Source organism: Streptomyces sp. NBC_01314, from assembly GCF_041435215.1.
Lineage (GTDB): Bacteria > Actinomycetota > Actinomycetes > Streptomycetales > Streptomycetaceae > Streptomyces.
In genome coordinates this window covers 8,894,099-8,917,529 of sequence record NZ_CP108394.1, presented here as the reverse complement: position 1 = coordinate 8,917,529, position 23,431 = coordinate 8,894,099, and the positions used below count along the sequence as shown (strand labels likewise).

Genomic DNA, 23,431 nt, shown 5'->3' with positions numbered 1-23,431 from the left:
GGATTCCGGCGGGATCCCGTCGAGACTCCGATCACTTTCGTGTCGCCCCCTGGACGGCATACCGACCGGTCGGCATCATGAGACAGGTCACGGTAAACCGCGTGTAGGAGCGATGATGCACCCAGACCACCCGCCAGGTCTCGATCCCGACCGGCTCCGCGCCCTGCTCGACGCCGAGCGGCCCGGACTCGTGGGCGGCCCGCTCACCGGCCGGCTGATCGAGGGCGGACGGTCGAACCTGACGTACGAGGTCACGGACGGCTCCGCGAAGTGGGTCGTACGGCGGCCTCCGCTGGGCCATGTGCTGGCGACCGCGCACGACATGAAGCGTGAACACCGGGTGATCAGCGCGCTGCACGCGACGGACGTTCCGGTGCCGCGTCCCGTGCTGTTCTGCGGTGACGAGGACGTGCTCGGCGCGCCCTTCTACGTCATGGACTTCGTGGAGGGCACCCCCTACCGCACCGCCGAGCAGCTGGCCCCGCTGGGCCCGGAGCGCACCCGGGCAGCCGTGCTGAGCCTGGTCGACACCCTCGTCGAGCTGCACGCGGTGGACCCCGCCGAGGTGGGCCTCGCCGACTTCGGACGCCCGGAGGGCTTCCTGGACCGGCAACTGCGGCGCTGGGGCAAGCAGTTGGACGCGTCCCGCAACCGCGAGCTGGCCGGCATCGACGAACTGCACGCGGCCCTGGGGCGCCAACTGCCCCACTCCCCCGCCCCGACCGTCGTGCACGGCGACTACCGGCTCGACAACGTCCTGCTGGGTGACGACGACCGGATCAGGGCGATCCTCGACTGGGAGATGTCCACGCTCGGTGACCCGCTCACCGACCTGGGCCTGCTGGTGATGTACAGCGTGCCGCTCGCAACGCCCGAATCCCCCGTCTCCACGACCGCGGCGGCGGCCGGGCACCCGGATCCCGCAGAGATCGTCGAGCGGTACGCGGCACGCTCGGGCCGCGACGTCGCCTCGGTGTCCTGGTACACGGCGTTCGCGTGGTTCAAGCTCGCCGTGATCCTGGAGGGCATCCACTACCGGTACACACTCGGCCAGACGGTCGGCCGCGGCTTCGACCGCATCGGCGACCTGGTCCCCGTCTTCATCGAACACGGCCTGACGACTCTTCGCGCCGGCTCCCAGGAGGCCTGACCCACCATGGACTTCGCATTCGACGCCCGTACGGAGGAGCTGCGCGCCAAGCTCCTCGCCTTCATGGACGAGTACGTGTACCCGGCGGAAGCCGTGGCCGAGGAGCAGCGTGCCGAGCTGGCCTCGCCGTGGGACACACCCGCCGTGGTGGAGGAGCTGAAGGCCGAGGCCCGCAGGCAGGGCCTGTGGAACCTCTTCCTGCCCGACTCCGAGTACGGGGCCGGGCTCACCAACCTCCAGTACGCACCGCTCGCCGAGATCACGGGCCGGTCCCCGCAGTTGGCGCCGACCGCGCTGAACTGCGCCGCGCCCGACACGGGCAACATGGAGGTGCTGAGCCAGTTCGGCGACGAGGCGCAGAAGAAGCAGTGGCTGGAGCCGCTGCTCGCCGGTGAGATCCGTTCGGCCTTCGCGATGACCGAGCCGGAGGTGGCCTCCTCGGACGCCACGAACATCACCACACTGATCGAGCGGGACGGTGACGACTATGTCGTCAACGGGCGCAAGTGGTACATCTCCGGGGCGATGAACCCGGACTGTCAGATCTTCATCGTGATGGGCAAGACGGACCCGAACGGGGCCGACATCCGCCGTCAGCAGTCGATGATCCTGGTCCCGCGTGACACTCCCGGTGTCACGGTGAAGCGCGCGATGCGGGTGTTCGGCTACGAGGACCACTCCCACGGCGGTCACGCCGAGGTGATCTTCGAGGGCGCGCGGGTGCCGGCCGCCAACCTGATCGGCGAGGAGGGCGGCGGTTTCGCCATCGCGCAGGCGCGGCTCGGACCGGGGCGTATCCACCACTGCATGCGGCTCATCGGGATGGCCGAGCGGGCGATCGAGCTGATGTGCCGGCGGGCGGTGGCGCGGGAGGCCTTCGGCAAGGCGCTGGCGCAGCAGGGGGTCGTGCACAACTGGATCGCCGACGCGCGGGTGGCGGTGGAGCAGTTGCGGCTGCTGGTGCTGAAGACGGCGTGGATGATGGACACGGTGGGCAACAAGGGGGCCCACGCGGAGATCCAGGCCATCAAGATCGCTACGCCGCGGACGGTCGTGGACATCATCGACCGGGCCATTCAGCTGCACGGCGCGGGGGGTGTCAGCCAGGACTTCCCGCTGGCCGAGCTGTACGCGGGGGCGCGGACGCTGATGATCGCGGACGGGCCCGATGAGGTGCACCAGCGGTCGTTGGCGCGACGGGAGCTGAAGCGGTACGTGTAGCGGCGGGGGGTTCGTTGTCGGCTGCGGGTCCGGTGGGGGCTGGTCGCGCAGTTCCCCGCGCCCCTAAAAGATCAGGCCCCTGCGGGCCTGAAAAGCACGGGGCGCAGCCCCTGCTTTTCAGGGGCGCGGGGAACTGCGCGAGCAACCACGAACCACCCGCACCCGCCGACGCACCCGCACCCCCGAGCTGTCAGGCGCCCAGGCCCCCTACGGCCGCAGCGCGCGCAGCAGCAGGTCCGCCAAGTGGTCCGCCACCTCCTGGGGGGCCATCGGGCCATCCGGGCGGTACCACGTCGACAGGTGGTGGACCGAGCCGAAGTGGTAGTCGACCACCAGGTCGGCCGGGGTGGCCCTGGAGAAGACGCCCGCCTCCTGCCCCTCCTCCACGAGCGCGCGGAAGCGTTCGTGGTAGCGGCGGCGTTCGGCGCGGACCTGCTTGTTCTTCTCGGGGCTCAGGTGGTGCATGGACCGGAAGAAGATCATCGCGTCGTCGAGGTTGTCGATGGTGGTGACGACGACATCGGCGGCGGCACCCCGCAGCCGCTCCTCGACGGGCGCGTCGGCCCCCGCGAACGCGTCGAGCCGCTCCTGCTGGATGCGCAGCACGCGCGCGTACACCTCGTGCAGCAGGTCGTCCTTGGAGCCGAAGTAGTGGTAAAGCGCGCCCTTGGTGACGCCGGCCGCCTCGACGATCTCCTGTACGGAGGTGCGGTCGTAGCCACGCTCGGCGAAGAGCCGGGTGGCGGCGGCCAGCAGCCGCTGAGGGACGGGAGTACCGTCACCGTCCGTCGTCCTGGGCACTGCCGCCACCTGCCTTCCGAGGTTCTGTTGTCGCCTGCCGGTGGTCGCCCGTCGGCCCCCGGCCGGTTCCCTACCGGCCGGAATCGGGCGCTCCCGCCGGAGGATCATCCCACTCTCCGGCACCCGTGCGCCGGGCAGGGCCGTCAGCCCGTCGTCTCCCACTTCCGCTGGATGTGGTTCATGTTCGTCAGCCAGCGCTCCGGGTCGGCCGCCCTGGCCTGGTAGAAACCGGCCACCTCGGGGTGCGGCAGGATCAGGAAGCGGTCCTTGTCGATGCCCTCGAAGAGCGCGTCGGCCACGTCCTCCGGCTCGATCGCGGTGGGCGCGAGCACCAGGTCGCCGGCGCTGCCGGAGGCCGTCAGCATGTCGGTTCGCACTCCCTGCGGGCAGATCGCGTGGACCTTGATGCCCCGGTGCCGGTAGGTGAGGGACAGCCATTCGGCGAAGGCGTACGCGCCGTGCTTGGTGACGCTGTAGGGCGCCGCGCCGATCATCGTGAGCAGCCCCGCCGCCGAGACCGTCGAGACGAAACGTCCGCTGCCCCGTTCCAGCCACGCCGGAAGCAGTTCGTGGGCCGCCCGGACGTGCGCCATCACATTGACGTCCCAGGCGAGCGCCCACACCTTTTCGTCGGCCGTTTCCGTCCCGCCGGAGGCGGCTCCGGCATTGGCGCAGTACACGTCCACGGTGCCGCCGAGGGCGTCGCGCGCCTCGCCGATGATCGTGGACGCGTCCCCGGCCACCGCGATCCCCCCGATCTCGTCGGCCACGGCCTTCGCCCGGTCGCCGTCCAGGTCGTTCACCACGACCCGGGCACCCTCGGCCGCGAACCGCCGCGCCAGAGCGGCCCCGATCCCGCCACCGGCCCCTGTGACGACCACACCCGCACCCCGCACGACATCCACGATCGTTCTCCCTCGACACGACGCACACGAACGGCTCAAGCCAGACAGTCAGACTAACCAGTCGGTATGTCAACGAGAAGGGGCGCCACCCGCTTTTCGGGGGCGCGGGGCCGTGACAGGTGCGGCTCCGCCGCGTGGGCGCGATCGGCCACCTGCGGCCCGCGGACTACAAACCACCCGGGGAAGCGCTTAGCTTGCACATAACACCGCTTCCCGCGATGACGGAGGTCACCCCCATGCACCTCTCCCGCCGCGCCTTCCTCGCCGCCGCCACGGCAGCCACCGCCTCCACGGCCGCCACCGCGAGCCGCACCACCGCTCCCCCGGCCGAGGCGGCCCGCCAAGGCCTTCGCACCGGCTTCGAGCGACTGGCCGCCGACGGTTACCGGACCCTCGGCGGTCAGAAGGTCGGCATCGTCACCAACCCCACCGGCATCACCCGGGACGCCCGCCACATCGTCGACGTGATGCACGCCGACGACCGCGTGGACCTCGGAGCCGTCTTCGGCCCGGAGCACGGCTTCCGGGGCACCGCCCAGGCCGGCGGCTCCGAGGGCCGCCACGACGACCCGGCGACCGGGCTGCCGGTCTACGACACCTACCTGAAGAGCGGCCGTCCGCTCGCGGACATCTTCACCGCCTCCGGCGTGGACACGGTCGTCTTCGACATCCAGGACGTGGGCGCCCGCTTCTACACGTACATCTGGACGCTGTACGACTGCATGGAGGCGGCCCAGCTCGCCGGGAAGCGATTCGTCGTACTGGACCGGCCGAACCCGGTGACCGGGCGGAGCGCCCAAGGGCCCGTGCTGCACAAGGAGTTCGCGACGTTCGTCGGGCGGCAGCCCATCTCGCAGGCGCACGGGATGACGGTGGCGGAGCTGGCACGGCTGTTCAACGAGGAGTTCCTCACCACGCCCGTGCCGCTGGAGACCGTACTGATGTCGGGGTGGAAGCGGTCGCGGTTCTTCGACGACTCCGGGCTGCCCTGGGTGCCGCCGAGCCCGAACATGCCGACACCGGACACCGCGCTCGTGTACGCGGGGACGTGTCTCTTCGAGGGGACGAACCTGTCGGAGGGGCGCGGCACCACGCGGCCGTTCGAACTGCTCGGCGCGGAGGGCGTCGACCGGCGGTGGGCCGCCGCCGTGAGCGAACTCGGCCTGCCCGGCGCGCACTTCAGGGAGGCGTACTTCGCCCCGACGTTCTCCAAGTTCCAGGGGAAGACCATCGGGGGCGTACAGATCCATCTCCACGACCGGGCCGCCTACGACCCGGTGCGCACCGGGATCGGCCTCCTCGTGACCGCCAGGAGGGTGTGGAGCGGTTTCGCCTGGCGTCCGGACAACTGGATCGACAAGCTGACCGGTTCGGCGCGGGTGCGGACGATGATCGACGCGGGGGCCGACACGGACGAGGTCGTGGCGGGCTGGCAGGCGGAGCTGACGGCGTTCCGCAAGGTGCGCAAGGAGTACCTGTTGTACCGGTAGCGGGCGTATCCACCGCGCACCCGAGAGTCGGTGCCAAGGGCCCTACGTGACGTATGGCCATCCTTCGCCGTTCGCAGGACCATGCGCCTGAGCGCACCACCAACGGGGGCCGAAGGGGGCTCGTCATGGCGGATCCGGAAATGAGCGTGACTCCCTACTGGGAACTGACCTTCGACGCGGACGGGGACGTGGATACCGGTCAGCGGGACCGGCTGCTCGGCGGGGTCCGGCGGCGCGGGGTGGTGGACCTGGTCGTCTTCGCGCACGGCTGGAACAGCGACCGGTCCGGCGCGACCCGGCTGTACAGCCGCTTCCTCGCCCCGTTCCCGGCACTCGCGCCGCACGCGAAGCTGGGGTATGTGGGCGTGCTGTGGCCCTCGATGCGGTTCTCGGACGAGCCGATCCCGGACCTCAAGCCGGTCCCGGCGGTGGCGCCCGGCCGCCCCACGCTCGACAAGAACACCCGGCACGCACTGCTGGAGGTCTTCCCCGGGCGGGCCACCGTCGTCGAGGAGCTCGCACGGCTGCTGGACCAACGGCCGGACGAGGGCGCTTCGTTGGAGGAGTTCGGCAGGCTCGTACGGCTGCTGGTGGAGGTGCCCCCGCAGGGGCCGCAGGGCGCGTTCACGGCGGACACCATCACGGAGGGGGTCCCGGAGGGTACGCCCGGGATGCTGTGCGGAGACGCGGCGGCGGTGTGCGCGGACTTCGCGCTGGCGCTGGCGGAGGTCGAGGCCTCGGGGGTGATGACCGGGGCGGTGCCCACTCCTCCGCAGGCCTGGGACGGCGCCCATGAACTCCTTCGTCAGGCCACGTACTTCGCGATGAAGCGCCGGGCGGGGACGGTCGGCGAGCGTGGGCTGGGGCGGCTGCTCGGGCAGCTCGCGGGGACGGCACCGAACGTGCGGGTGCACCTCGTCGGGCACAGCTTCGGCGCGCGTCTCGTGTCGTTCGCGCTGCGCGGGCTCCCTGAAGGGGTGCACACCGTGAAATCGGTGACGCTCCTTCAGGCGGCCTTTTCCCACTACGCGTTCGCCGCGCGCCTGCCCCACGACCCCCGCGCGAGCGGTGTACTGAACGGCCGGCACAAACGCATCGACGGACCGTTGGTGTGCTGCCACTCCAGGCACGACACGGCGCTCGGCACGATCTACCCGCTAGCCTCCCGGATGGCGGGAGACGCACGGACGGTGCTGGGCCTGAGCGTGAACAGTCTCCTCGGCACCAAGTGGGGAGCCCTCGGCTACGGCGGGGTGCGGGCGGTCAAGGGCACCCGGTCGTTCGAACTGGCCGACGCCCTCAGGACCCAGCTGCCGACATCGGGCTGCGTGAACATCGACGCGGCGGCGGTGGTGAGACGCGGCGGCGCGCCCTCGGGCGCGCACAGCGACATCTGTCACCGGGAGTTGGCGAGGGTGGTGCTGGCGGCGGGCCGTATCGCCTGATCCCGGGCCCGCCGCCGTCACGCTCTCACCGGCACGCACCGGCGCACGCACCGGCTCTCACCGGCTCCTACCGGTGCTGCCCGGCGCTCACCTGTGCGAGGTGAACTCCACGACCTGCTGGTAGGTGGGCCGGTTCTGCCAGCTGATCTTGTTGTGCTTGATGCCTCCCAGGGGCTGCTGGATGATCGAGTCGGCGCACCACTGGTCGCCCGCCGAGCAGTACGCGTCTCCGGGGTAGACCTGTGCGGCGGTCTTGCCGGCGGCCTCCTTGAGGGAGTTGATCAGGAGGGTGCGGCAGGCGCTGAGGCTGCCGCCGCCGCAGTACTGGTTCGCCAGCGGACCCCGCACCGTCTCGCCCAGCACCGAGCGGATGTCCTTGTCGACGTAGCTCCACCAGCCGTACTGGAAGGAGCTGCCGGCGTGGGAGCCGGTCGGGCCGTGCGCGGCCGACGGGGACTCGTCGATGGGAAGGTTGGCGGCCATGGCGGTGTACAGGTCGGTGCCGAGGCCGGGTTCGAACTCGGCCTTCACCAGCAGCGGCCACCAGGCGTCCAGGATGCGGATCGCCTCGGCGTTGGCGTAGGTCTTGGAGCCGGCCGCGGTCTCCGTGCGTTTGGAGCCGGAGGTGACCCAGGTCTGCAGCTTGGTGACCGCCGCGGCGGCCGTGGAGTCCGTGACCGTGCTGCTGTTGATGACTTTGAGCAGGTCCGGGACGACGTCCTCGGCGCGCAGGTCGGCGAGGCCGGCCTCGGCCATGGCCTTCGTCAGCGAGGCCCGGGTGACGCCGCCCGCGGCGACCAGCCGTTTCACCCGGTCGTCGAGGAGGTTGCCGCGATGGACGGAACCGTTGCCCCAGGAGGCGGTGGTGTAGTCCGCGGCCTGCTTGTTGTTCCAGGAGATGTAGTAGTCCTGGTCCATGGAGTTGGGGTGGGCGGAGGGCGCGGTGTAGTCGGCGGTGTTGGTGGTGGGGTTCCAGTTCCGCCATTCGTACGCCGGCTGCGCCCAGGCCGGGAACTCGGGGTCGACGGTCGCGGCGCGCACCGGGTTGTCGCCGCTGTTGTAGTACGCGGTGCGGGTGGAGTCGGCGTAGAACCAGTTGAAGGTGTAGTTGATGTTCTGGACGGCCTTCTGGAAGGTCTCCGGGCCCTTGACGAAGTCCGGGTCGTTCAGCATCTGGAAGCCGATGATCGACTCGGCCTCGTTCAGGTACGAGGAGCGCAGGGTGGTGTAGGCGACCTTCTTGCCGCCGACCGTCGCACGGTGCGTCACGGGGCCGTACTTGGTGCGCCAGACCTGCATGCGGTAGGAGCCGGCCGGGGTGGAGTCGGCGGTGGTGGGCTTCCAGGAGTTGGTCTGTTCGATCTTCTCCATGGCCGTGCAGGTGCCGTGGTACAGGTAGTGGACGTCGTCCTGGCACAGCTCGACGGCGTACGCGTCGATGATGTCCTGGCCGGAGGTGGTGGCGCTCCAGGCGTAGTCCTGGCCCCGGCCGAGTTCGATGTACATGCTCAGGCCGGCGAAGGAGGCGCCGCGGGCGCTGATGCCCGGGCCCTGGATCTCCTGGAGCATGAGCAACTGCGGGGCGAAGTAACCGGTCTGTGGGCCGAAGACGGCGATGGGGCGCCCGCTCGCGGTGTGCTCACCGCTGACGACGAGGGCGTTGGACATGCCGCGCCGGGCGGAGCTGAGGGCCGTGTCGGTGGCCTTGGTGGAAACGGTCGCGGAGGCTGCCGTGGCCGCGCTGCCGGTGCGGTCGTGGACGAGCGGCTCCTCGGTCACCGTGCCTTCGTCGGGCAGGGCCATCCCCTGGGGGTCGGTGGGCTTGGTGGCGTACGGGAAGCTGCCGTCGTGGACGGTGAGGGCGGCCTCGGGGTCGTTGCGCTCGCGGAAGGACTCCCAGACCTTGGCGCCCTCGGTGACGCCGTACTTCTCCTGGGCGGCCAGCAGGGACAAGGCGTTGTTGACCTCGCCGCCGCCGCCCGAGCCGAAGAGGGCTCCGATGACGGAGGCCAGGGCGACCAGGTCGGTGGGCTTGAAGCGCTCGATGGTGCCGGCGTTGGTGACGGAGTCCTTGTAGCCGGTCAGGACGTACTCGCCGGGGTAGTAGCGGCCACTGTCGGAGGCGTCGATGTAGGCGTTGATGCCGGCGACGTAGGCGTTGACGTCGGCGAGGGCCAGTTGCCCGCGCTCGCCGTTGGTGGCCACCGCCTTGTCGATCTGGGCCTGGAGGTCGGCCTCGGTGTAGGGGGCGTGGCGCCAGAACTCCTGTTCCAGGCCCTGGTTGGACGCGGCGCCGCCCGCGAAGGGGGTCAGCCGGCCGCGGCCGACGTGCCGGAAGACGTCCATCAGCCACAGCCGGTCCTGGGCGGCCGCGTAGCCCGCGCCGAACTCGGTGCCGTAGCGGGTGGTGCCCGTGATGTGCGGCACACCGGTCTTCTTGTCACGGACGATCGTGACGTCGGTGCGGCCGGCCGGGTTCAGGGTGGAGGCGACCTGGCCGGAGGGGACGCCGAAGGAGGCGTCGTTGAAGAAGGTGTTGATCGTGGAGTTGGTGAGGCCCGAGTAGCCGGTGGCCAGGTTGTTGTAGGGGCCGAGCTGGTTGCTCGCGTTCTCCGGCATGGAGCCGAAGGCCTGGTTGGCGAGGATCTGGGCGAGCGTCGCGTTGCCGTTCTGACCGGGCGGCAGGATGTCGGAACACTGTCCGCCGCAGTGGTCGGTCACCGCCGCGGCCGCGACGGCCTCGGTGTCGGCGGCCGCCGCGGGGGAAGCCGGGGAAAGAGGCGACAAAAGACCGGCAACGAGTGCGCATATCGAAGCGGCCTTGAGGAACTCCGTGAATCTACGGGGAGTTCTCAGTCTGTCGAGTGTGGTGCGTGGGGTGCGCCAGGGCATGGCAGTTCCTCCCGACGGGGGTGGGGCCGGATGTTACCGCCGGTATCCCCGCGTTTGAAGATGAACATGCGTCACGTTTTGGAGATCACCGTTCCCGGACAGGTGACTGACAGCGTGAACAGGTACTCAGAAGTAGTCGTAAAGCAGACGAGAAGAAGTCAGAGGCGGTCAGGCGTAGGCAGGAATGGTCCGTGAACGGCTCAGTTGACGACTTATGGAGGTCATCGGAAATCGGATGGAGCCGAATCGCGTGTCGATACGTCTATTCGGCGACGTCCCGACGACGACGCCGAAGTGACCGAAGTACAGGTGCAGGTGTGACGGAGGTGCAGGGCGATGGCCGGTTTCCGGAGTCTGGCAAGACAGGTGCGGGATCCCAGGTGCGACCTGGCACTGCGGCGCTATTCGCTGCGCAAGTGCCTTGAGCGGTTCGCCCCCTACGGGCATCGGGCGACCTGGGACCACCTGTGCTCCAGGGCCGGGTTCGGCCCCGAGGACCGCAACCCCGACCCGGCGCGGCTCGTGGCCGCACTGGAGGAGTTGGAGGAGGCCCGTTCCGTCTGGCTCGACTACGAGCTGCAGTTCGCGCAGCGCCGCAAGAAGGAGAAGCACGACGGGCTGCGCAGGCCGGGCACGGTCGACGACTGGCACCGGCTGACCTGGGGCGGGTTCGGAGTCGCCTGGTGCGACGACCCGAAGGTCCATCCCCGTGGACCGATGGCGGAGGTGCTGCGCCGGCTCATCGCCGCGCTGGAGCGCGAACCGGGCTCGACCTGCCCGGTGTGCGACGGCGATCGCCTCGTCTGGATGTACGACCTGGCCCACGAACCGTCCTCGGGCCCGGTGTGCACGGAGTGCGGAATCGTGGTGCCACGTCCGGTGCTCACGGCCGAGGCCCTGGCGGAGTCCCGGCGCGGACGGCTGCTGATCTCGGCGTAGCCCGGCGGGGGTGCGCCGGGGATGCCGCACCCCCGTGTATGAGCACGTACGGCGCGCGGGTTCGACGCGGAGAGACAACACAGCGCGGAGACAACACACAGGTACGGCGTGACGACTACGGCTTCTTGACGTCCGTGTGGATGGCGAGCTTGAACTCGGCGAGGGTGAGCGTCGTGGCCCGCCTGGTGTCCCCCGACCCACGCGCGGATATCTTCAGCCCGAGCGGTATGCCCTTGTGCACGAACATCTGCCAGGTGTAGGTGCGGAACTGGCCGCCCCGCGTGGACGCGCTGTCCGTGGTGCCCGTCGAGTCGTACTTCTTCTTCGTCAGGTTCAGGGGATCGCGCACGAAGCGGGCCCGGTGCTCCAGCGTCCTGGGGTCCGCCTCCCAGAACACCATCGCCGACAGCACACCCCAGCCGTTGTGGCTGGGCCAGATCAGTCCGGAGCGCGGGTCGGGGAACTTCGACGCGGTGTCGCCGCCGTTCGCCGGGTCGTGCATCTTCCAGGGGTCGTACGACTCCTCGCTCTGCGCGTACGGGAAGCGCACCAGGTGGTAGCCGTCCGGGTCGTAGGCGATCCTCTGCACCCCCGAGTGCGCCTTCTCCCACTTCAGCGAACAGATGACGACGCTCACCAGCGCCCCTTTCCTTGCCCGAGGGCGTGCCGTGCCGCCCCCCTCCGTGTCCATGACACAGTCTCGGCGAAAGCGGTTGCACCGCGGAGGCGGAACGCGCCGGGGTGCGTCGATTCACAGGTTCACGGGTTCACGGCAGGCGGTCCCAGCGCTCCGGCGCGGGCAGCCCGAGTACGCCGACGCGCACGGCGAGGCCGTAGTCCAGGGGCTCGATGCGAGCGGGTGCCTCGGCGGCGAGCCAGGTCCGCAGGTCGCGTACGACGGCGCTCTCGATGTCGGGGGCGAGCCGGGAGAACGGCGGAGCGTCGAGCAGCAGGTCGTGGATCCAGGAGTCGACGCAGCGCGCGAGATGCGCGTCGGCCTCCGGGCCCGCGGGCCAGCGGTCGAGCAGCGGCACGGCGGTGCCGAGAAGCCCGGCGCAGGCCTCGAAGACGTCACCGACCGGCTGCGGCGGCCGGGCCCTCGCCAGGTTGCCCTCCCACCAGGCGTGGACGAACGCCTCGACGGCGGCGGCCTGTTCGGCGGGCCACCGGCGCCGGTCGACCTCGCTCAGCCCGAGGGGCTTCCACCCCCCGGCGAGGTGGAGCGTGCCGTCCGCCAGTGCCCGCGCGGCCTGCGGCAGCAGTCGGCGCATCGAGGCGGCGTGGTCGTCGAAGTGGTTCGAGACCTCGAACATGTACTGCTTCAGCACGTCCGGCGGCACGCGCGTGTACGGCGTGCGGAGGTACGCGGTCTCCTCGGGCAGGTGGCAGCGGCCGCACCCGGTCTCGTTCGGGCTGGAGAAGCCGTCGAAGATCGTGTCGATGTCCGCGAGTGCGGCCTCAAGGGCGGCTGAGAACAAGGGAATCGGTCCCGTCGGTACTCCGTGCCGCGCCCGTCCGCTCCCGGGTCCGCCGACCGAAGATCGCGACCCTACCAGCCGCAAATCCCCTCGCTCCACCCCTTTCCCGTACGGACAGTTGGGGGCGATGAAACAGCCCTGAGCGACCCAGGAACCGAGGGAGAGCCCCCATGTCGACGCTGCGTGTCACCGCCGAAGTGCTGACGATCCACGAACACCCGAACGCCGACGCACTCGAACTGGCCCAGGTCGGCCTGTACCGAGCCGTCGTGGCGAAGGGCGTGTACCGCACCGGTGACACCGCCGTCTACGTCCCCGAGCAGTCCGTGCTCCCGGCCGCGCTGATCGAGGAGCTGGGGCTGACCGGACGGCTCGCGGGGAGCAGGTCGGACCGGGTGAAGGCGGTACGGCTGCGGGGCGAGCTGTCGCAGGGCATCGTCTGCCGTCCGCGGGCGCTCGCGGACGTGGACCTGACGGCGGCCGTCACGGACGGCACGGACTTCGCGGAGCGGCTCGGCATCGTCAAATGGGCGCCGCCGATCCCGCCCACCATGAACGGCGAGGTCGAGTCGGCGCCGGATCTGCTGCCCTGGGTCGACATCGAGAACATCCAGCGCTATCCCGACATCTTCACGCCCGGCGAGCGGATCGTCCTGACGGAGAAGCTGCACGGCACGGCCTGCCTGGTGACGTACTTCACCGAGGACGGCCGCGTCCAGGTGTCCTCGAAGGGCTTCGGCTCGAAGTCCCTCGCGCTGAAGGAGGACCCGCGCAACCTGTACTGGCGTGCCGTCCACGGCCACCGGGTCACCGAAGCCGCGGCCCGGCTCGCCGAGCGGCTGGGGGCGCGCCGGGTCGGCGTCTTCGGTGAGGTGTACGGCGCCGGGGTGCAGGACCTGTCGTACGGCGCCGACGGCCGTCGCGACACGCTCGGTTACGCCGTGTTCGACGTCTCCGCCGACATCGACGGCCAGGTCCGCTGGCTGGACTCGGCCGAGCTGTCCGAGCTGCTCGACGGCGAACTGCCGCTGGTGCCGAGGCTGTACGAGGGCCCGTACGCCATCGAGCGGGTGCTGGAGGTGGCCGACGGCCGGGAGACGGTCTCCGGGCACGATCTGCATCTGCGTGAGGGGGTCGTGATCCGGTCGGCCACCGAGCGGTACAGCCCGGTGACCGGCGGGCGGGCCGTCGCGAAGGCGGTCAGCCCCGCGTATCTGACCCGCAAGGGCGGCACCGAGTACGAGTGAGTGCCGAGGCAGGGTGAGAACCGGGGCCGAGTGCGAACAGGCCCCCCACGGGATCTTCGGGGGACTCGTGGGGCCGGGGAGCCCGGGAGTTGCTCAGCGGCAACCCTGGGCTCCTTCTCTCGCTCCTCCTGCTTCTCCTGTTCCTCCTACTTCTCCCGCTTCTCCCGCTTCTCCTGTTCGACCACCCTCCGGCGCTCCACCTAGAGGCGGGAGCCGCTCTGCCGTTCGCCGAAGACGTCGTCGGGGTTGGACAGCACGCAAGTGGCCAGGGACAGGCAGCCACAGCCGATGCAGTCGGTCAGGTGGTCGCGCAGCCGGTTGAGCTGCTTGATCCGCTCGTCCAGCTCGGACCGCCAGACCTCGGAGAGGTGGGCCCAGTCCTCGCGGGTCGGCGTCCGCTCCTCGGGCAGCTCGGCGAGCGCCTCGCGGATCGTGGCGAGCGGGATGCCGACGCGCTGCGCGGCCCGGACGAAGGCGACGCGGCGCAGGGCGTCACGGCTGTAGCGGCGCTGGTTGCCCGTGGTGCGGCGGCTGCTGATCAGCCCCTTGGACTCGTAGAAGTGCAGCGCGGAGACGGCGGCACCGCTACGGGCCGACAGCTGGCCGACGGTCAACTCGTGGATCTTCTCAGGGATCTGGGGCACCCCTCCGACCCTACCCATACCCGATAGGGTCACGGTCCGTTGACAGGGACCGCGCGGCCGACCATGCTAAGCAGTTGCTTAGACATTTGGGATCAGGGAGGCCGGGACATGGCAGAGCCGAGGATCTTCACATCCGCCGAGGAACTGAAGGCGGCGGTGGGTGAGCAGCTGGGGTACAGCGACTGGCTGGAGGTCGACCAGAAGCGGATCGATCTGTTCGCCGAGGCCACCGGTGACCACCAGTGGATCCACGTGGACCCGGAGAAGGCGGCGACAGGACCCTTCGGGACGACCATCGCCCACGGCTATCTGACCCTGTCGTTGCTGCCGTTGCTCGTTCCTCAGGTGCTCAAGGTCGACAACGTGAGGATGGGCGTCAACTACGGCACCAACAAGGTCCGCTTTCCGGCGCCGGTGCCGGTCGGTTCTCGGCTGCGCGCCACGGCGGCCCTCCAGGAGGTCACGGAGGTCGGCGGCGGCGTGCAGGTCACGGCCGCGGTCCTCGTGGAGCGCGAGGGCGGGGACAAGCCGGTGTGTGTGGCGGAGTCGGTGTCCCGGTACTACTTCTGAGCCGATGGGTCGATAACCGACGGGTCGACGAGCCGACGGTGAAGTGGCGCGGCGGTCGCGACCGCCGCGCCACGGGTGTTCCGGTACCCGGGAGCGGTGCTCGGCTACCCGGGTGCCACGGCGCGGCCGGTCTGCGGCGAGATCGTCCCGGCGCACAGGCCTCGGCCTGCCAGCCCCTGCGCGATGCGCGGGATCGCCGCGAGTGTGTTCGCGGACCAGTCGTGCATGAGGATGACCTGGCCGTTGGTGAGCCGGGCGGCGGCCTGCACGATCGACTCCGCACTGGCGCCGTTCCAGTCCTGTGAGTCGACGTTCCAGATGATCTCGGTCAGGCCGTACCTGGCCGCGACCGACCTCACCGTCGCGTTGGTCTCGCCGTACGGCGGCCGGAACAGCCTGGGGGTGCCGCCGCCCGCGCCGGCGATGGCCTGCTGGGTCCGGGAGATCTCCGAGTCGATCTGCGCCTGGCTCAGCTGGGTCAGGTGCGGGTGGGTGTAGCTGTGGTTGGCCACCCACATGCCGGCGGCGACCTGGGCCCGGACCTGGGCGGGGTTGGCGGCGGCGTACTGGCCCTGGTTGAACATCGTGGCCCGCAGCCCGTTCCGCTGCAGCGCGCCGAGCAGGGCCGACGTGTTGCCGGACGGGCCGTCGTCGAAGGTGAGGCCGACGTACCCGTTGCAGGCGGCGGCCGGCGCCGGGGCTGCCGCGGCGGCCGTGAGTGTGAGGGGGACGGTGGTCGCGAAGGCCGCCCCGACGACGGCCAGCCGCTTGCCCAGGAGACGGAACGAGCGGCGCGGTCCGGTGTTCACGGGGCCACCGTGAGGTTGGAGCTGCCACTGCTCCGGTATCCCTCGGTGGCCATGATCATGTAGTACCTGAAGCTGCCGAGGGGCATCCCGGCGCGGGCCCAGGCGTCGAAGTGATTGCCGGTGGTGATGTTCCCGCCCGTCCGCTTCGCCTGACGGACGCTCCAGTACTGGTCGAAGGTCCGGTTGCCCTCGACGGACGGGGCGTTGTACCGCGTCGTCCTGTAGATGTCGTACGTGCCGCCGTCGCTGGTGACCGTGCCCTTGTACGTTCCCGTGGGCCGGTAGGTGCCCCAGTTGTCGACGATGTAGTACTCGACGAGCGGACTGGCCGTCCAGCCGTAGAGGGTCAGGTAGGCGTTGCCGGAGGGGCTGAACGTGCCCGAGTAGGTCACGGTCCTGCGGGAGCCGTTGCTCCAGCCCTTGCCGGCGACGAAGTTCCCGGTGTTGCTCCAGGAGGTCCGGTAACCGCCCCCGGAGGCCAGGGTCATGGAGACCGTGCCCGGGGCGTCGGTCCAGAACGAGTAGTAGAAGCCGTTGTTGCTGCCGGTCTGGTTGGTGGTGACGACCGTGTCCGCGTGGGCGGTGCCGGGCAGGGCCACCGCGGTCGCGGCGGCCAGCGCGGTCGTACAGAGACCGGTCATGAAGAGCCTGCGGCTCGGGGGCGGGGCGGGAGTGGGTGCCGGTGCGGGTGCGGGTGCGTCGTTCATACGCGCGCGTCCTCCTCGGGCTGATGGGGGTTCGCCCTGTCACCCACGGAGTGTTGGCCTGCCCCTGTCAACTGTCAATAGTTTCGGCACCGGGAACGAAACATTCGACCCTGCCCGCGTGCGCGTATTGCAGGGACCCGCATCAGGCTGGACGACAGGGCCGACGCCTCCCACTCACAGGATCGCCCGGCGATTATTCGAATGTTTCGAAGAATTATCCGATCGCCGTGTCAGGTCACTTCGTCGCGCCCACCATGCGCAGGACGAGGTCCGCGTAGAGGCTGCCGACCTCGTCAGGGGTGCGCGGGCCGTTGGCGTTGAACCAGCGGGCGACGTCGATGCACAGGGACAGGACGGCGATGGTGGTGCCGCGGACGTCGGGGACGTCGAAGTCGCCGGCGGCGACGCCGTCCTCGATGATGCCGCGCACGGCCGCGTCGTTCTCCCGGCGGAGGGTGACGATCTCGGCGCGGGCGTCGGGGCCGAGCGCGTCCAGTTCGTACTGGACGACGCGGGCCACGGTGTGCTGCCCGGCGTGCCAGCGGACGAAGGAGCGCACGGCCTCGGCGAGGCGGTCGGCCGGGCTCCCCTCGGACTCCGCCGCGTTACGCAGCACGTCGAGGGCCTTCTCGTGCCCGATGCGGCTGATCCGGTGGAGCAGCTCTTCCTTCGTCTTGTAGTGGATGTACAGCGCGGCGGGGCTCATGCCCGCGCGGCCCGCGATGTCACGGGTCGTCGTCGCGTGGTACCCACGCTCGGCGAAGGCCTCCACGGCGGCCACCAGCAGCCGCCGGGCCGCGTCCGGGTTGACCTCGCCCCACGGTTGCGGCTCGCCGCCCGCCGGGTCCTCCGCCGTACTCATCGCTCGTTCGCCCCTTCCGATGGCTGGGCACCACCATACCGCCGAAAGGTGAGCGAGCGCTTAGAAGGCCCGCTCAGGGCCGTGCCGGACGGGCCGCACGGGCCGCAAGGGCCGAGCCCTGCCGGGCCGGGGCTCCTCAGAGCTTTTCGAAGGGGTCGTGCTCCGCCAGGAGCTTCTCCAGTCTGGCCTGGTCGACCCGGCTGACGAGCCGCCCGGCCTCCTGCCGGTCACGGATCACCTTGGCCAGGGTGAAGCACGAGGTCACGAGGTAGAGGACCGCGACGGCCAGGAAGGCGCGGACCCAGGTGTCGGCGTCGAGGTTGTAGATGCCGACGGTGGTGGCCGCCATGGCGACGGCGAAGGAGGCGACGGCCTGGCCGTAGAAGGCCGCCGTGTTCTGCTGCTTGCCCGGTGTCTCACTCATGGGGACATGGTTCGCCGGCGGCGGCCCGGACCGCATCCGTCGGGATACTCAGTCGGCGGTCCCAGGTACTCAGACCGGCTCGCATGCGGCTCAGAACGCCGAAACCCCTGTCAGCGCCCGCCCGATGAGCAGTTTCTGTATCTGGCTGGTGCCCTCGTAGAGGGTCATCACGCGGGCGTCGCGCAGGAGCTTTCCGGCCGGGTACTCGTCGATGTAGCCATAACCGCCGAACACCTGCAGGGCGTTGTTCGCGGCGCGGACGGCGGCCTCGGAGGCGAAGAGCTTGGCCTTGCTGGCCTCGGTGGCGAAGGGCTGCCCCCGGTCGACGAGATCGGCGACGCGCCAGGTGAGAAGCCGGGCGGCGTCGACGTCGACCGCGATGTCGCTGATGAGTTCCTGGACGAGCTGGTGGTGGGCGATGGACTTGCCGAACTGCTCGCGCTCGGTGGCGTAGCGGACCGCGACGTCCAGTGCGGCCTGGGCGATACCGACACAGCCGGCCGCGACCGACATCCGGCCCTTGGCGAGCGCGGACATGGCGACGGTGAAGCCCTTGCCCTCCGGGCCGAGCATGGCGGAGGCGGGGACGCGGACCTCCTCCAGGACCAGTTCGGCGGTGGCCTGGCCGCGCAGGCCGAGCTTGCCGTGGATGGCGCGGCGGGTCAGGCCGGGGGCGTCGGTGGGGACGAGGAAGGCGGAGATGCCCTTGTGGCCGGGGGCGTCGGTGGAGCGGGCGAAGAGAAGGACGACGTCGGCCCAGGTGCCGTTCGTGATGAACATCTTGGTGCCGCTGATGACGTACTCGTCGCCGTCCCGGACCGCGCGGGTGGTGAGGTTGCCCGCGTCGGAGCCCGTGCCGGGTTCGGTGAGGCCGAAGCAGCCGACGTACTGCCCCGCCGTGAGCCCCGGCAGCCAGCGGCGTTTCTGCTCCTCGTCGCCCCAGGCGGCGATGGTCTTCGCGACCAGGCCGAGGGAGACGGAGACGATGCCGCGCACGGAGGAGTCGCCCCGGCCGAGCTCCTCGGTGACCAGGCAGTACGTGAGGTGGTCACCGCCGGAGCCGCCGTACTCCTCGTCGACGGTGAGCCCCAGGAAGCCGACTTCGCCCAGCTTCTTCACGAGGGCCCGGTCGACCTCCTCCGCCCGGTCCCAGGCGATGACGTGCGGGGCGATCTCGCGCTCCACGAAGTCTCCCGCGAGCCGGCGTACGGCGGTCTGTTCCTCGCTGAGCTCCAGGTTCACGTCGGATCACCCCATCCACAGATCACGCTCGGGCATGGCCATTCACGCTTAAATTATCACTGCTAGTTTTATGGTGCAGCCCTACTATGTGCGCCATGGCCCGACCGCGCAAGCCCTTGCTGAGCACCGACCGCATCGTGGAGACGGCGCGGGCGCTGGTGGACGCGGAGGGGCTGGCGGCGGTCTCCACGCGACGGCTCGCCGCCGAGCTGGGAGTGAGCGGACCCTCCCTCTACAACCACTTCCGCACCATGGACCAGATCCTGGAGGCCGTCGCCGACTCGGTGAGCGCGCAGGTCGACCTGTCGATGTTCGAGGACGGGCGCGACTGGCGGACCGCTCTGCACGACTGGGCGGTCTCCTACCGGGCCGCCCTGCGCGACCATCCGAACATCGTGCCCGTCCTCGCCCGGGGGCCCGGGCGGCGGCCCGCGGGGCTGAAGGTCGCCGACGTCGTGTTCGGGGCCATGGTCGAGGCGGGGTGGCCGGCCGCGCAGGCCACGTCCGTCGGGGCGTTGATGCGGTACTTCATCATGGGGTCCGCGATCGGGTCGTTCGCCGGGGGGTTCGTGGACGACAAGAGCGCGTACGACCCGTCCGACTATCCCCATCTCGGGCAGGCCCATCTGCTGGCGGAACAGCAGGAGAAGGTGGACGAGCGGGCGTTCGAGGTGGGGCTGCGGGCGTTGCTGGACGGCTTGGAGCAGCAGTACGAGCAGGTCGGGCCCCGTCAGGGGCGCGGGGAACCGCGCGACCCGGCCACGAACCACCCGCAGCCGTGATGCCACGTACCCTCCCGAGCTGGGCGTCCGAAATCCGCGAGCCTCCCACCGGCCTCCTCACCTAGCCTCGACCCCATGACGAACGACTCCCGGTCCACGCCCACCCGTAAGGTCGAACTGCTCGCGGCGGGGGCGGCGGTCGTCACCGTCGTGCTGTGGGCGTCGGCGTTCGTGTCGATCCGGAGCGCCGGGGAGGCGTACTCGCCGGGGGCGCTGGCGCTCGGGCGGTTGCTGGCCGGGGTGGTGGCGCTGGGGGCGATCTGGCTGGTGCGCCGCGAGGGGTTGCCGCCGCGGGCCGCGTGGCGGGGCATCGCGGTGTCCGGGGTGCTGTGGTTCGGGTTCTACATGGTCGCCCTGAACTGGGGCGAGCAGCAGGTCGACGCGGGCACGGCGGCGCTGGTCGTGAACATCGGACCGATCCTCATCGCCCTGCTCGGCGCCCGGCTGCTGGGCGACCCGATGCCGCCGCGGCTGCTCGCCGGCATGGCGGTGTCGTTCGCGGGCGCGGTCGCCGTCGGGCTGTCGATGTCCGGCGAGGGCGGGGGCTCGGTGCTGGGTGTCGTCCTCTGTGTGCTCGCGGCCGTCGGGTACGCGGCGGGGGTCGTCGCGCAGAAGCCCGCGCTGGGCTCGGCGAGCCCGCTGCAGGTGACCACGTTCGGCTGTCTCGTCGGTGCGGATGGGGGCCCCTCCCGCTCGAGCGCAGCCGAGAGTGGGGGACTGTCTGCCGTTCGCCGGGCAGCTGGTGCGGGAGGTGGCTGACGCGCCGATCTCGGCGACGCTCAACATGGTGTACCTGGGCGTGTTCCCGACCGCCCTCGCCTTCACCACCTGGGCATACGCCCTCGCCCGTACGACCGCGAGCCGGATGGGCGCGACCACGTACGCCGTGCCCGCGCTGGTCGTGCTGATGTCGTGGCTGGCCCTCGGCGAGGTTCCGGGGCTGCTCACACTGGCCGGTGGCGCGCTGTGTCTGGCGGGAGTGGCGGTGTCGCGGTCCCGGGCGCGTACGCGGGCGGCGGCGCCCGGCGCGGAGGCCGCGGCCCCGGATGTCGTTCCGGAACCGCGACCCGGGCCGCGAGGCTAGCCGTCCGCTCGTGAACTCGCCCTCCCCGCAAGGATCTTGATCGACACGAGGGCGATCACCGAGAGCCCGATGATGTACGCGGACACCGCCATGGACGTGCCGGTGGCCTCCAGGAGGAGGACCATCAGGAACGGGGCGAGGCCGCCGCCGAGGACCGCCGCGATCTGGTAGCCGAGCGAGGCGCCCGTGTAGCGCATCTCGGGGGTGAACAGCTCGGCGAACAGGGCGGCTTGGGGCCCGTACATGATGCTGAGGAAGCAGCTGGCGACGAAGGTGCCGACGGCGAGCCACAGCAGGGAGCCGGTGTCGATGAGCAGGAACAGCGGGACGGCCCACAGGGCGATGCCGACCGCGCCGAACGCGTAGACGCGGATACGGCCGACACGGTCGGAGAGGGCCGCGGCGGCGGGGATCAGCACCAGCTGGGTGAGGCTGACGCAGAGGGAGACGGCGAGGACCGCACCGCGTTTCATGTCGAGTTCGCGGGTGGTGTAGTCGAGGACGCCGGTGATGAGGATGTAGAAGGTCGCGGTGTTCACGGCGAAGGAGCCGCCGGCCAGGAAGACCGTGCCGAGGTGACCGCGGAGGATCGTTTTGAGCGGGGAGCTCTGCTCGCCCTTCTCCTTCTCCGCCAACTCCCGCTCCGCCGCCCGGAATTCCGGGGTCTCCTCCACGTGCCGGTGGATGTACCAGGCGAGGCCGAGGACGAACAGGCCGACCAGGAAGGGCACGCGCCAGCCCCAGGCGGTGAACGCGGAGTCGTCGGTGGTCGCGCCCACGACGAGGAACATCGTGTTGGCGCTCACCACGCCGATGGGCACGCCGAGTTGGACGAAGCTGCCGTACACCCCGCGCTTGCCCTCGGGGGCGTACTCGGTGGCCAGCAGCATCGCGCCGCCCCACTGGGCGCCGACGGCGACGCCCTGGGCGACCCGGAGGAGGACGAGCAGGATCGGAGCGGCGATCCCGATCGTCTCGTACGTGGGGAGGAGGCCGATGGCGGTGGTGGCGAGGCCCATCAGGGTGAGGGCCAGGACCAGCATGGGTTTGCGGCCCCGCTTGTCGCCGAGGTGACCGGCGACGATGCCGCCGAGGGGTCGGGCGAGGAAACCGACGGCGAAGGCCGCGAACGCGGCGAGCACTCCGGCGGAGGAGCTGCCGGCCGGGAAGTAGAGGTCGCCCAGGACCAGGGCGGCGGCTATGCCGAAGACGAAGTAGTCGTACCACTCCACGGCCGAGGCGAGGGCCGCGGCGGTGGCGACCTTGCGGTGGCTCTGGGGGCGGGGGGTGGTGGGTGCGGGCGGCTGGGGGACGGACGGGGTGGAAGGAGCGGTGTCCATACGAGCACACTCCGGTGGGTGCGGGGACGTTCCGGGGAACGTACTGACCGGACGGTATGGAGGTCAACGGGCATGCAGGGACGGGTTCGCGTGAGGGGTGAATTGTGCGGCCGCGGGTAGGCGGCGGTTGCTCACGCAGCTCCCCACGCCTTCGAAGCGCTCAGGGCGCGCCCTGCGCCGTCACGGGCGCGCGCCCTCGATGCACGCCGGGCGCGCCCCGCGCCGTCACGGGCGTGGGGAACTGCGCGAGCGGCCACGCATCACCCTCGGACGGGTCAGAACGTCACCAGAGCCCGGCCGCCCTTGCCCGCTCGCATGTTGTCGAAGGCCGTCGGGATGTCGTCCAGGGAGATGCGGTCGGTCACCAGGGTGCCCAGGTCCAGACGGCCGGCCCTGACATGGTCCGCGAGGACCGGGACGTCGCGTGCCGGGTCGGAGTTGCCGTAGACGCAGCCGGAGAGGGTGCGGCCCCAGTGGAAGAGTTCCAGTGCGTTGAAGGTGACCTGCTGGTCCTTGCCGCCGATGCCGACGACCGTGGTGCGGCCGCCGCGCCGGGTCGACTCCCAGGCCGCCCGGATGGTGACCGCGCGGCCGACGCACTCCACGGCGACGTCCACACCCTGTTTGCCGGTCAGGGCACGGATCTCGCGGGCGGTCTGCTCGGAGGCGACGACGTACTCCGTGGCTCCCGCCGCACGGGCCAGCTCCTCCTTCGCCGGGGAGACGTCCACCGCGACGATCCGGGAGGCGCCCGCGATCCGCGCGGCCTGCAGCGCGGCCAGCCCGACCCCGCCCACCCCGAACACGGCGACGGTCTCGCCCTCCCGGACCCGCGCCGAGTGGTGGACCGCGCCGTAGCCGGTGAGGACGGCGCAGCCGAGCAGGGCCGCGTCGGTGAGCGGGACGCCGTCCGGGGCGGGAAGCACGCACCCGGAGGCCACAACCGTCTCCTCCGCGAAGGCGGCCACGTTCAGACCGGGGTAAAGGTCGGCGCCGTCGGAGGCCCGCCGGGCGTACACGTTCCCGGAGCCGAGCAGCGCGTTCGCGCACAGCCACACCTCGCCGAGCGAGCAGGTGTGGCAACTCCCGCATGAGGGAGCCCAGTTGAGGATGACGCCGTCGCCGGGCGAGACATGGGTGACCCCGTCGCCGACCGCGAGGACCGTGCCCGCGCCCTCATGGCCGAGCACGGCGGGCACCGGTACCCGCATGGTGCCGTCGGACAGCGACAGATCCGAGTGGCAGACCCCGGCGGCTGCCAGCCGCACCCGGACCTGGCCGGGCCCGGGGTCCGGCAGCTCGATCCCGGTGATCTCCAACGGGGCACCGACGGCGGGCAGTACGGCGGCACGAACGGCCATGGGGACGACTCTCCTACGCTCGCTGGAAACGACTCGCT

At 70.7% G+C, this 23,431-nt stretch carries 21 protein-coding genes and 1 pseudogene; 9 read left to right on the top strand and 13 right to left on the bottom strand.

Annotated elements, in window-relative coordinates; genetic code table 11:
• Positions 1-115: 115 nt before the first annotated feature.
• Both OG622_RS39245 and OG622_RS39240 read left to right on the top strand, forming a co-directional pair.
• Positions 116-1,150: a phosphotransferase family protein gene (locus OG622_RS39245; protein WP_371581375.1), complete on the top strand. Its 1,035-nt coding sequence runs from the start codon at positions 116-118 to the stop codon at positions 1,148-1,150.
• Positions 1,151-1,156: 6 nt separating this feature from the next.
• Complete coding sequence (locus OG622_RS39240; protein WP_371581374.1) at positions 1,157-2,371, top strand: acyl-CoA dehydrogenase family protein; 1,215 nt, start codon at positions 1,157-1,159, stop codon at positions 2,369-2,371.
• A gap of 207 nt (positions 2,372-2,578) precedes the next feature.
• Here the strand turns inward: OG622_RS39240 and OG622_RS39235 are convergent, their stop codons facing one another.
• Entirely contained in the window at positions 2,579-3,172 is a 594-nt protein-coding gene (locus tag OG622_RS39235; protein WP_371581373.1) for a TetR/AcrR family transcriptional regulator, read from the bottom strand.
• A gap of 143 nt (positions 3,173-3,315) precedes the next feature.
• Positions 3,316-4,080 carry an SDR family oxidoreductase gene (locus OG622_RS39230; RefSeq protein WP_371584361.1) on the bottom strand — a complete coding sequence of 255 codons (765 nt, stop codon included), beginning with the start codon at positions 4,078-4,080 and terminating at the stop codon, positions 3,316-3,318.
• A gap of 233 nt (positions 4,081-4,313) precedes the next feature.
• Between OG622_RS39230 and OG622_RS39225 the strand changes: the two genes are divergently transcribed.
• Positions 4,314-5,567 carry an exo-beta-N-acetylmuramidase NamZ domain-containing protein gene (locus OG622_RS39225; RefSeq protein WP_371584360.1) on the top strand — a complete coding sequence of 418 codons (1,254 nt, stop codon included), beginning with the start codon at positions 4,314-4,316 and terminating at the stop codon, positions 5,565-5,567.
• A 125-nt stretch (positions 5,568-5,692) separates the two neighbouring features.
• A complete protein-coding gene (locus tag OG622_RS39220) occupies positions 5,693-7,012 on the top strand; it encodes a serine-threonine protein kinase (RefSeq protein ID WP_371581372.1) in 1,320 nt (439 codons plus the stop codon).
• Between the two features lie 87 nt (positions 7,013-7,099).
• On the opposite strand, the gene OG622_RS39215 is transcribed toward OG622_RS39220, so the two are convergent.
• Complete coding sequence (locus tag OG622_RS39215; RefSeq protein WP_371581371.1) at positions 7,100-9,904, bottom strand: penicillin acylase family protein; 2,805 nt, start codon at positions 9,902-9,904, stop codon at positions 7,100-7,102.
• Positions 9,905-10,240: 336 nt separating this feature from the next.
• Between OG622_RS39215 and OG622_RS39210 the strand changes: the two genes are divergently transcribed.
• Positions 10,241-10,843 (top strand): hypothetical protein, encoded by a 603-nt coding sequence (locus OG622_RS39210; protein WP_371581370.1) that lies wholly within the window; start codon positions 10,241-10,243, stop codon positions 10,841-10,843.
• Positions 10,844-10,958: 115 nt separating this feature from the next.
• On the opposite strand, the gene OG622_RS39205 is transcribed toward OG622_RS39210, so the two are convergent.
• Both OG622_RS39205 and OG622_RS39200 read right to left on the bottom strand, forming a co-directional pair.
• A complete protein-coding gene (locus OG622_RS39205) occupies positions 10,959-11,480 on the bottom strand; it encodes a hypothetical protein (RefSeq protein WP_371581369.1) in 522 nt (173 codons plus the stop codon).
• A gap of 130 nt (positions 11,481-11,610) precedes the next feature.
• Complete coding sequence (locus OG622_RS39200; protein WP_371581368.1) at positions 11,611-12,321, bottom strand: hypothetical protein; 711 nt, start codon at positions 12,319-12,321, stop codon at positions 11,611-11,613.
• Between the two features lie 170 nt (positions 12,322-12,491).
• Between OG622_RS39200 and OG622_RS39195 the strand changes: the two genes are divergently transcribed.
• Positions 12,492-13,568, top strand: a complete 1,077-nt coding sequence (locus OG622_RS39195) for an RNA ligase (ATP) (RefSeq protein WP_371581367.1) — start codon at positions 12,492-12,494, stop codon at positions 13,566-13,568.
• Between the two features lie 200 nt (positions 13,569-13,768).
• Here OG622_RS39195 and soxR read toward each other — a convergent pair whose 3' ends face one another.
• Complete coding sequence (soxR, locus tag OG622_RS39190) at positions 13,769-14,212, bottom strand: redox-sensitive transcriptional activator SoxR (RefSeq protein ID WP_371581366.1); 444 nt, start codon at positions 14,210-14,212, stop codon at positions 13,769-13,771.
• Between the two features lie 108 nt (positions 14,213-14,320).
• Between soxR and OG622_RS39185 the strand changes: the two genes are divergently transcribed.
• Positions 14,321-14,782, top strand: coding sequence for a MaoC family dehydratase (locus tag OG622_RS39185; protein ID WP_371581365.1), 462 nt, complete (start codon positions 14,321-14,323; stop codon positions 14,780-14,782).
• 104 nt (positions 14,783-14,886) lie between these two features.
• On the opposite strand, the gene OG622_RS39180 is transcribed toward OG622_RS39185, so the two are convergent.
• From OG622_RS39180 to OG622_RS39160, 5 genes are all read right to left on the bottom strand, one after another.
• Entirely contained in the window at positions 14,887-15,591 is a 705-nt protein-coding gene (locus OG622_RS39180; protein ID WP_371581364.1) for a polysaccharide deacetylase family protein, read from the bottom strand.
• Complete coding sequence (locus OG622_RS39175) at positions 15,588-16,298, bottom strand: glycoside hydrolase family 11 protein (protein WP_371581363.1); 711 nt, start codon at positions 16,296-16,298, stop codon at positions 15,588-15,590. Before OG622_RS39175 ends, OG622_RS39180 begins: the two co-directional genes overlap by 4 nt.
• A 235-nt stretch (positions 16,299-16,533) precedes the next feature.
• Entirely contained in the window at positions 16,534-17,160 is a 627-nt protein-coding gene (locus OG622_RS39170) for a TetR/AcrR family transcriptional regulator (RefSeq protein ID WP_371581362.1), read from the bottom strand.
• A gap of 136 nt (positions 17,161-17,296) precedes the next feature.
• The gene (locus OG622_RS39165; RefSeq protein WP_371581361.1) at positions 17,297-17,584 is read right to left on the bottom strand and encodes a YiaA/YiaB family inner membrane protein; all 288 of its coding nucleotides are present in this window, start codon (positions 17,582-17,584) and stop codon (positions 17,297-17,299) included.
• 90 nt (positions 17,585-17,674) lie between these two features.
• Positions 17,675-18,826, bottom strand: a complete 1,152-nt coding sequence (locus tag OG622_RS39160; protein ID WP_371581360.1) for an acyl-CoA dehydrogenase family protein — start codon at positions 18,824-18,826, stop codon at positions 17,675-17,677.
• A gap of 95 nt (positions 18,827-18,921) precedes the next feature.
• Between OG622_RS39160 and OG622_RS39155 the strand changes: the two genes are divergently transcribed.
• Both OG622_RS39155 and OG622_RS39150 read left to right on the top strand, forming a co-directional pair.
• Complete coding sequence (locus OG622_RS39155) at positions 18,922-19,608, top strand: TetR/AcrR family transcriptional regulator (protein WP_371581359.1); 687 nt, start codon at positions 18,922-18,924, stop codon at positions 19,606-19,608.
• A 75-nt stretch (positions 19,609-19,683) separates the two neighbouring features.
• Positions 19,684-20,692, top strand: a pseudogene (locus OG622_RS39150) (DMT family transporter).
• On the opposite strand, the gene OG622_RS39145 reads toward OG622_RS39150, so the two are convergent.
• Both OG622_RS39145 and OG622_RS39140 read right to left on the bottom strand, forming a co-directional pair.
• The gene (locus OG622_RS39145; RefSeq protein ID WP_371581358.1) at positions 20,689-22,032 is read right to left on the bottom strand and encodes an MFS transporter; all 1,344 of its coding nucleotides are present in this window, start codon (positions 22,030-22,032) and stop codon (positions 20,689-20,691) included. The pseudogene OG622_RS39150 and the gene OG622_RS39145 sit on opposite strands and share 4 nt — an antisense overlap.
• 275 nt (positions 22,033-22,307) lie before the next feature.
• Positions 22,308-23,393, bottom strand: coding sequence for a Zn-dependent alcohol dehydrogenase (locus OG622_RS39140; RefSeq protein ID WP_371581357.1), 1,086 nt, complete (start codon positions 23,391-23,393; stop codon positions 22,308-22,310).
• Positions 23,394-23,431 lie beyond the last annotated feature (38 nt).

What these genes read in the sequence shown, in the direction of transcription:
- OG622_RS39155 (WP_371581359.1), top strand. Translation starts at nt 18,922, where the DNA reads ATGGCCCGACCGCGCAAGCCCTTGCTGAGCACCGACCGCATCGTGGAG.
- OG622_RS39145 (WP_371581358.1), bottom strand. Translation starts at nt 22,032, where the DNA reads ATGGACACCGCTCCTTCCACCCCGTCCGTCCCCCAGCCGCCCGCACCC.
- OG622_RS39175 (WP_371581363.1), bottom strand. Translation starts at nt 16,298, where the DNA reads ATGAACGACGCACCCGCACCCGCACCGGCACCCACTCCCGCCCCGCCC.
- OG622_RS39165 (WP_371581361.1), bottom strand. Translation starts at nt 17,584, where the DNA reads ATGAGTGAGACACCGGGCAAGCAGCAGAACACGGCGGCCTTCTACGGC.
- OG622_RS39215 (WP_371581371.1), bottom strand. Translation starts at nt 9,904, where the DNA reads ATGCCCTGGCGCACCCCACGCACCACACTCGACAGACTGAGAACTCCC.
- OG622_RS39140 (WP_371581357.1), bottom strand. Translation starts at nt 23,393, where the DNA reads ATGGCCGTTCGTGCCGCCGTACTGCCCGCCGTCGGTGCCCCGTTGGAG.
- OG622_RS39225 (WP_371584360.1), top strand. Translation starts at nt 4,314, where the DNA reads ATGCACCTCTCCCGCCGCGCCTTCCTCGCCGCCGCCACGGCAGCCACC.
- OG622_RS39185 (WP_371581365.1), top strand. Translation starts at nt 14,321, where the DNA reads ATGGCAGAGCCGAGGATCTTCACATCCGCCGAGGAACTGAAGGCGGCG.
- OG622_RS39195 (WP_371581367.1), top strand. Translation starts at nt 12,492, where the DNA reads ATGTCGACGCTGCGTGTCACCGCCGAAGTGCTGACGATCCACGAACAC.
- OG622_RS39170 (WP_371581362.1), bottom strand. Translation starts at nt 17,160, where the DNA reads ATGAGTACGGCGGAGGACCCGGCGGGCGGCGAGCCGCAACCGTGGGGC.
- OG622_RS39240 (WP_371581374.1), top strand. Translation starts at nt 1,157, where the DNA reads ATGGACTTCGCATTCGACGCCCGTACGGAGGAGCTGCGCGCCAAGCTC.
- OG622_RS39210 (WP_371581370.1), top strand. Translation starts at nt 10,241, where the DNA reads ATGGCCGGTTTCCGGAGTCTGGCAAGACAGGTGCGGGATCCCAGGTGC.
- OG622_RS39220 (WP_371581372.1), top strand. Translation starts at nt 5,693, where the DNA reads ATGGCGGATCCGGAAATGAGCGTGACTCCCTACTGGGAACTGACCTTC.
- OG622_RS39245 (WP_371581375.1), top strand. Translation starts at nt 116, where the DNA reads ATGCACCCAGACCACCCGCCAGGTCTCGATCCCGACCGGCTCCGCGCC.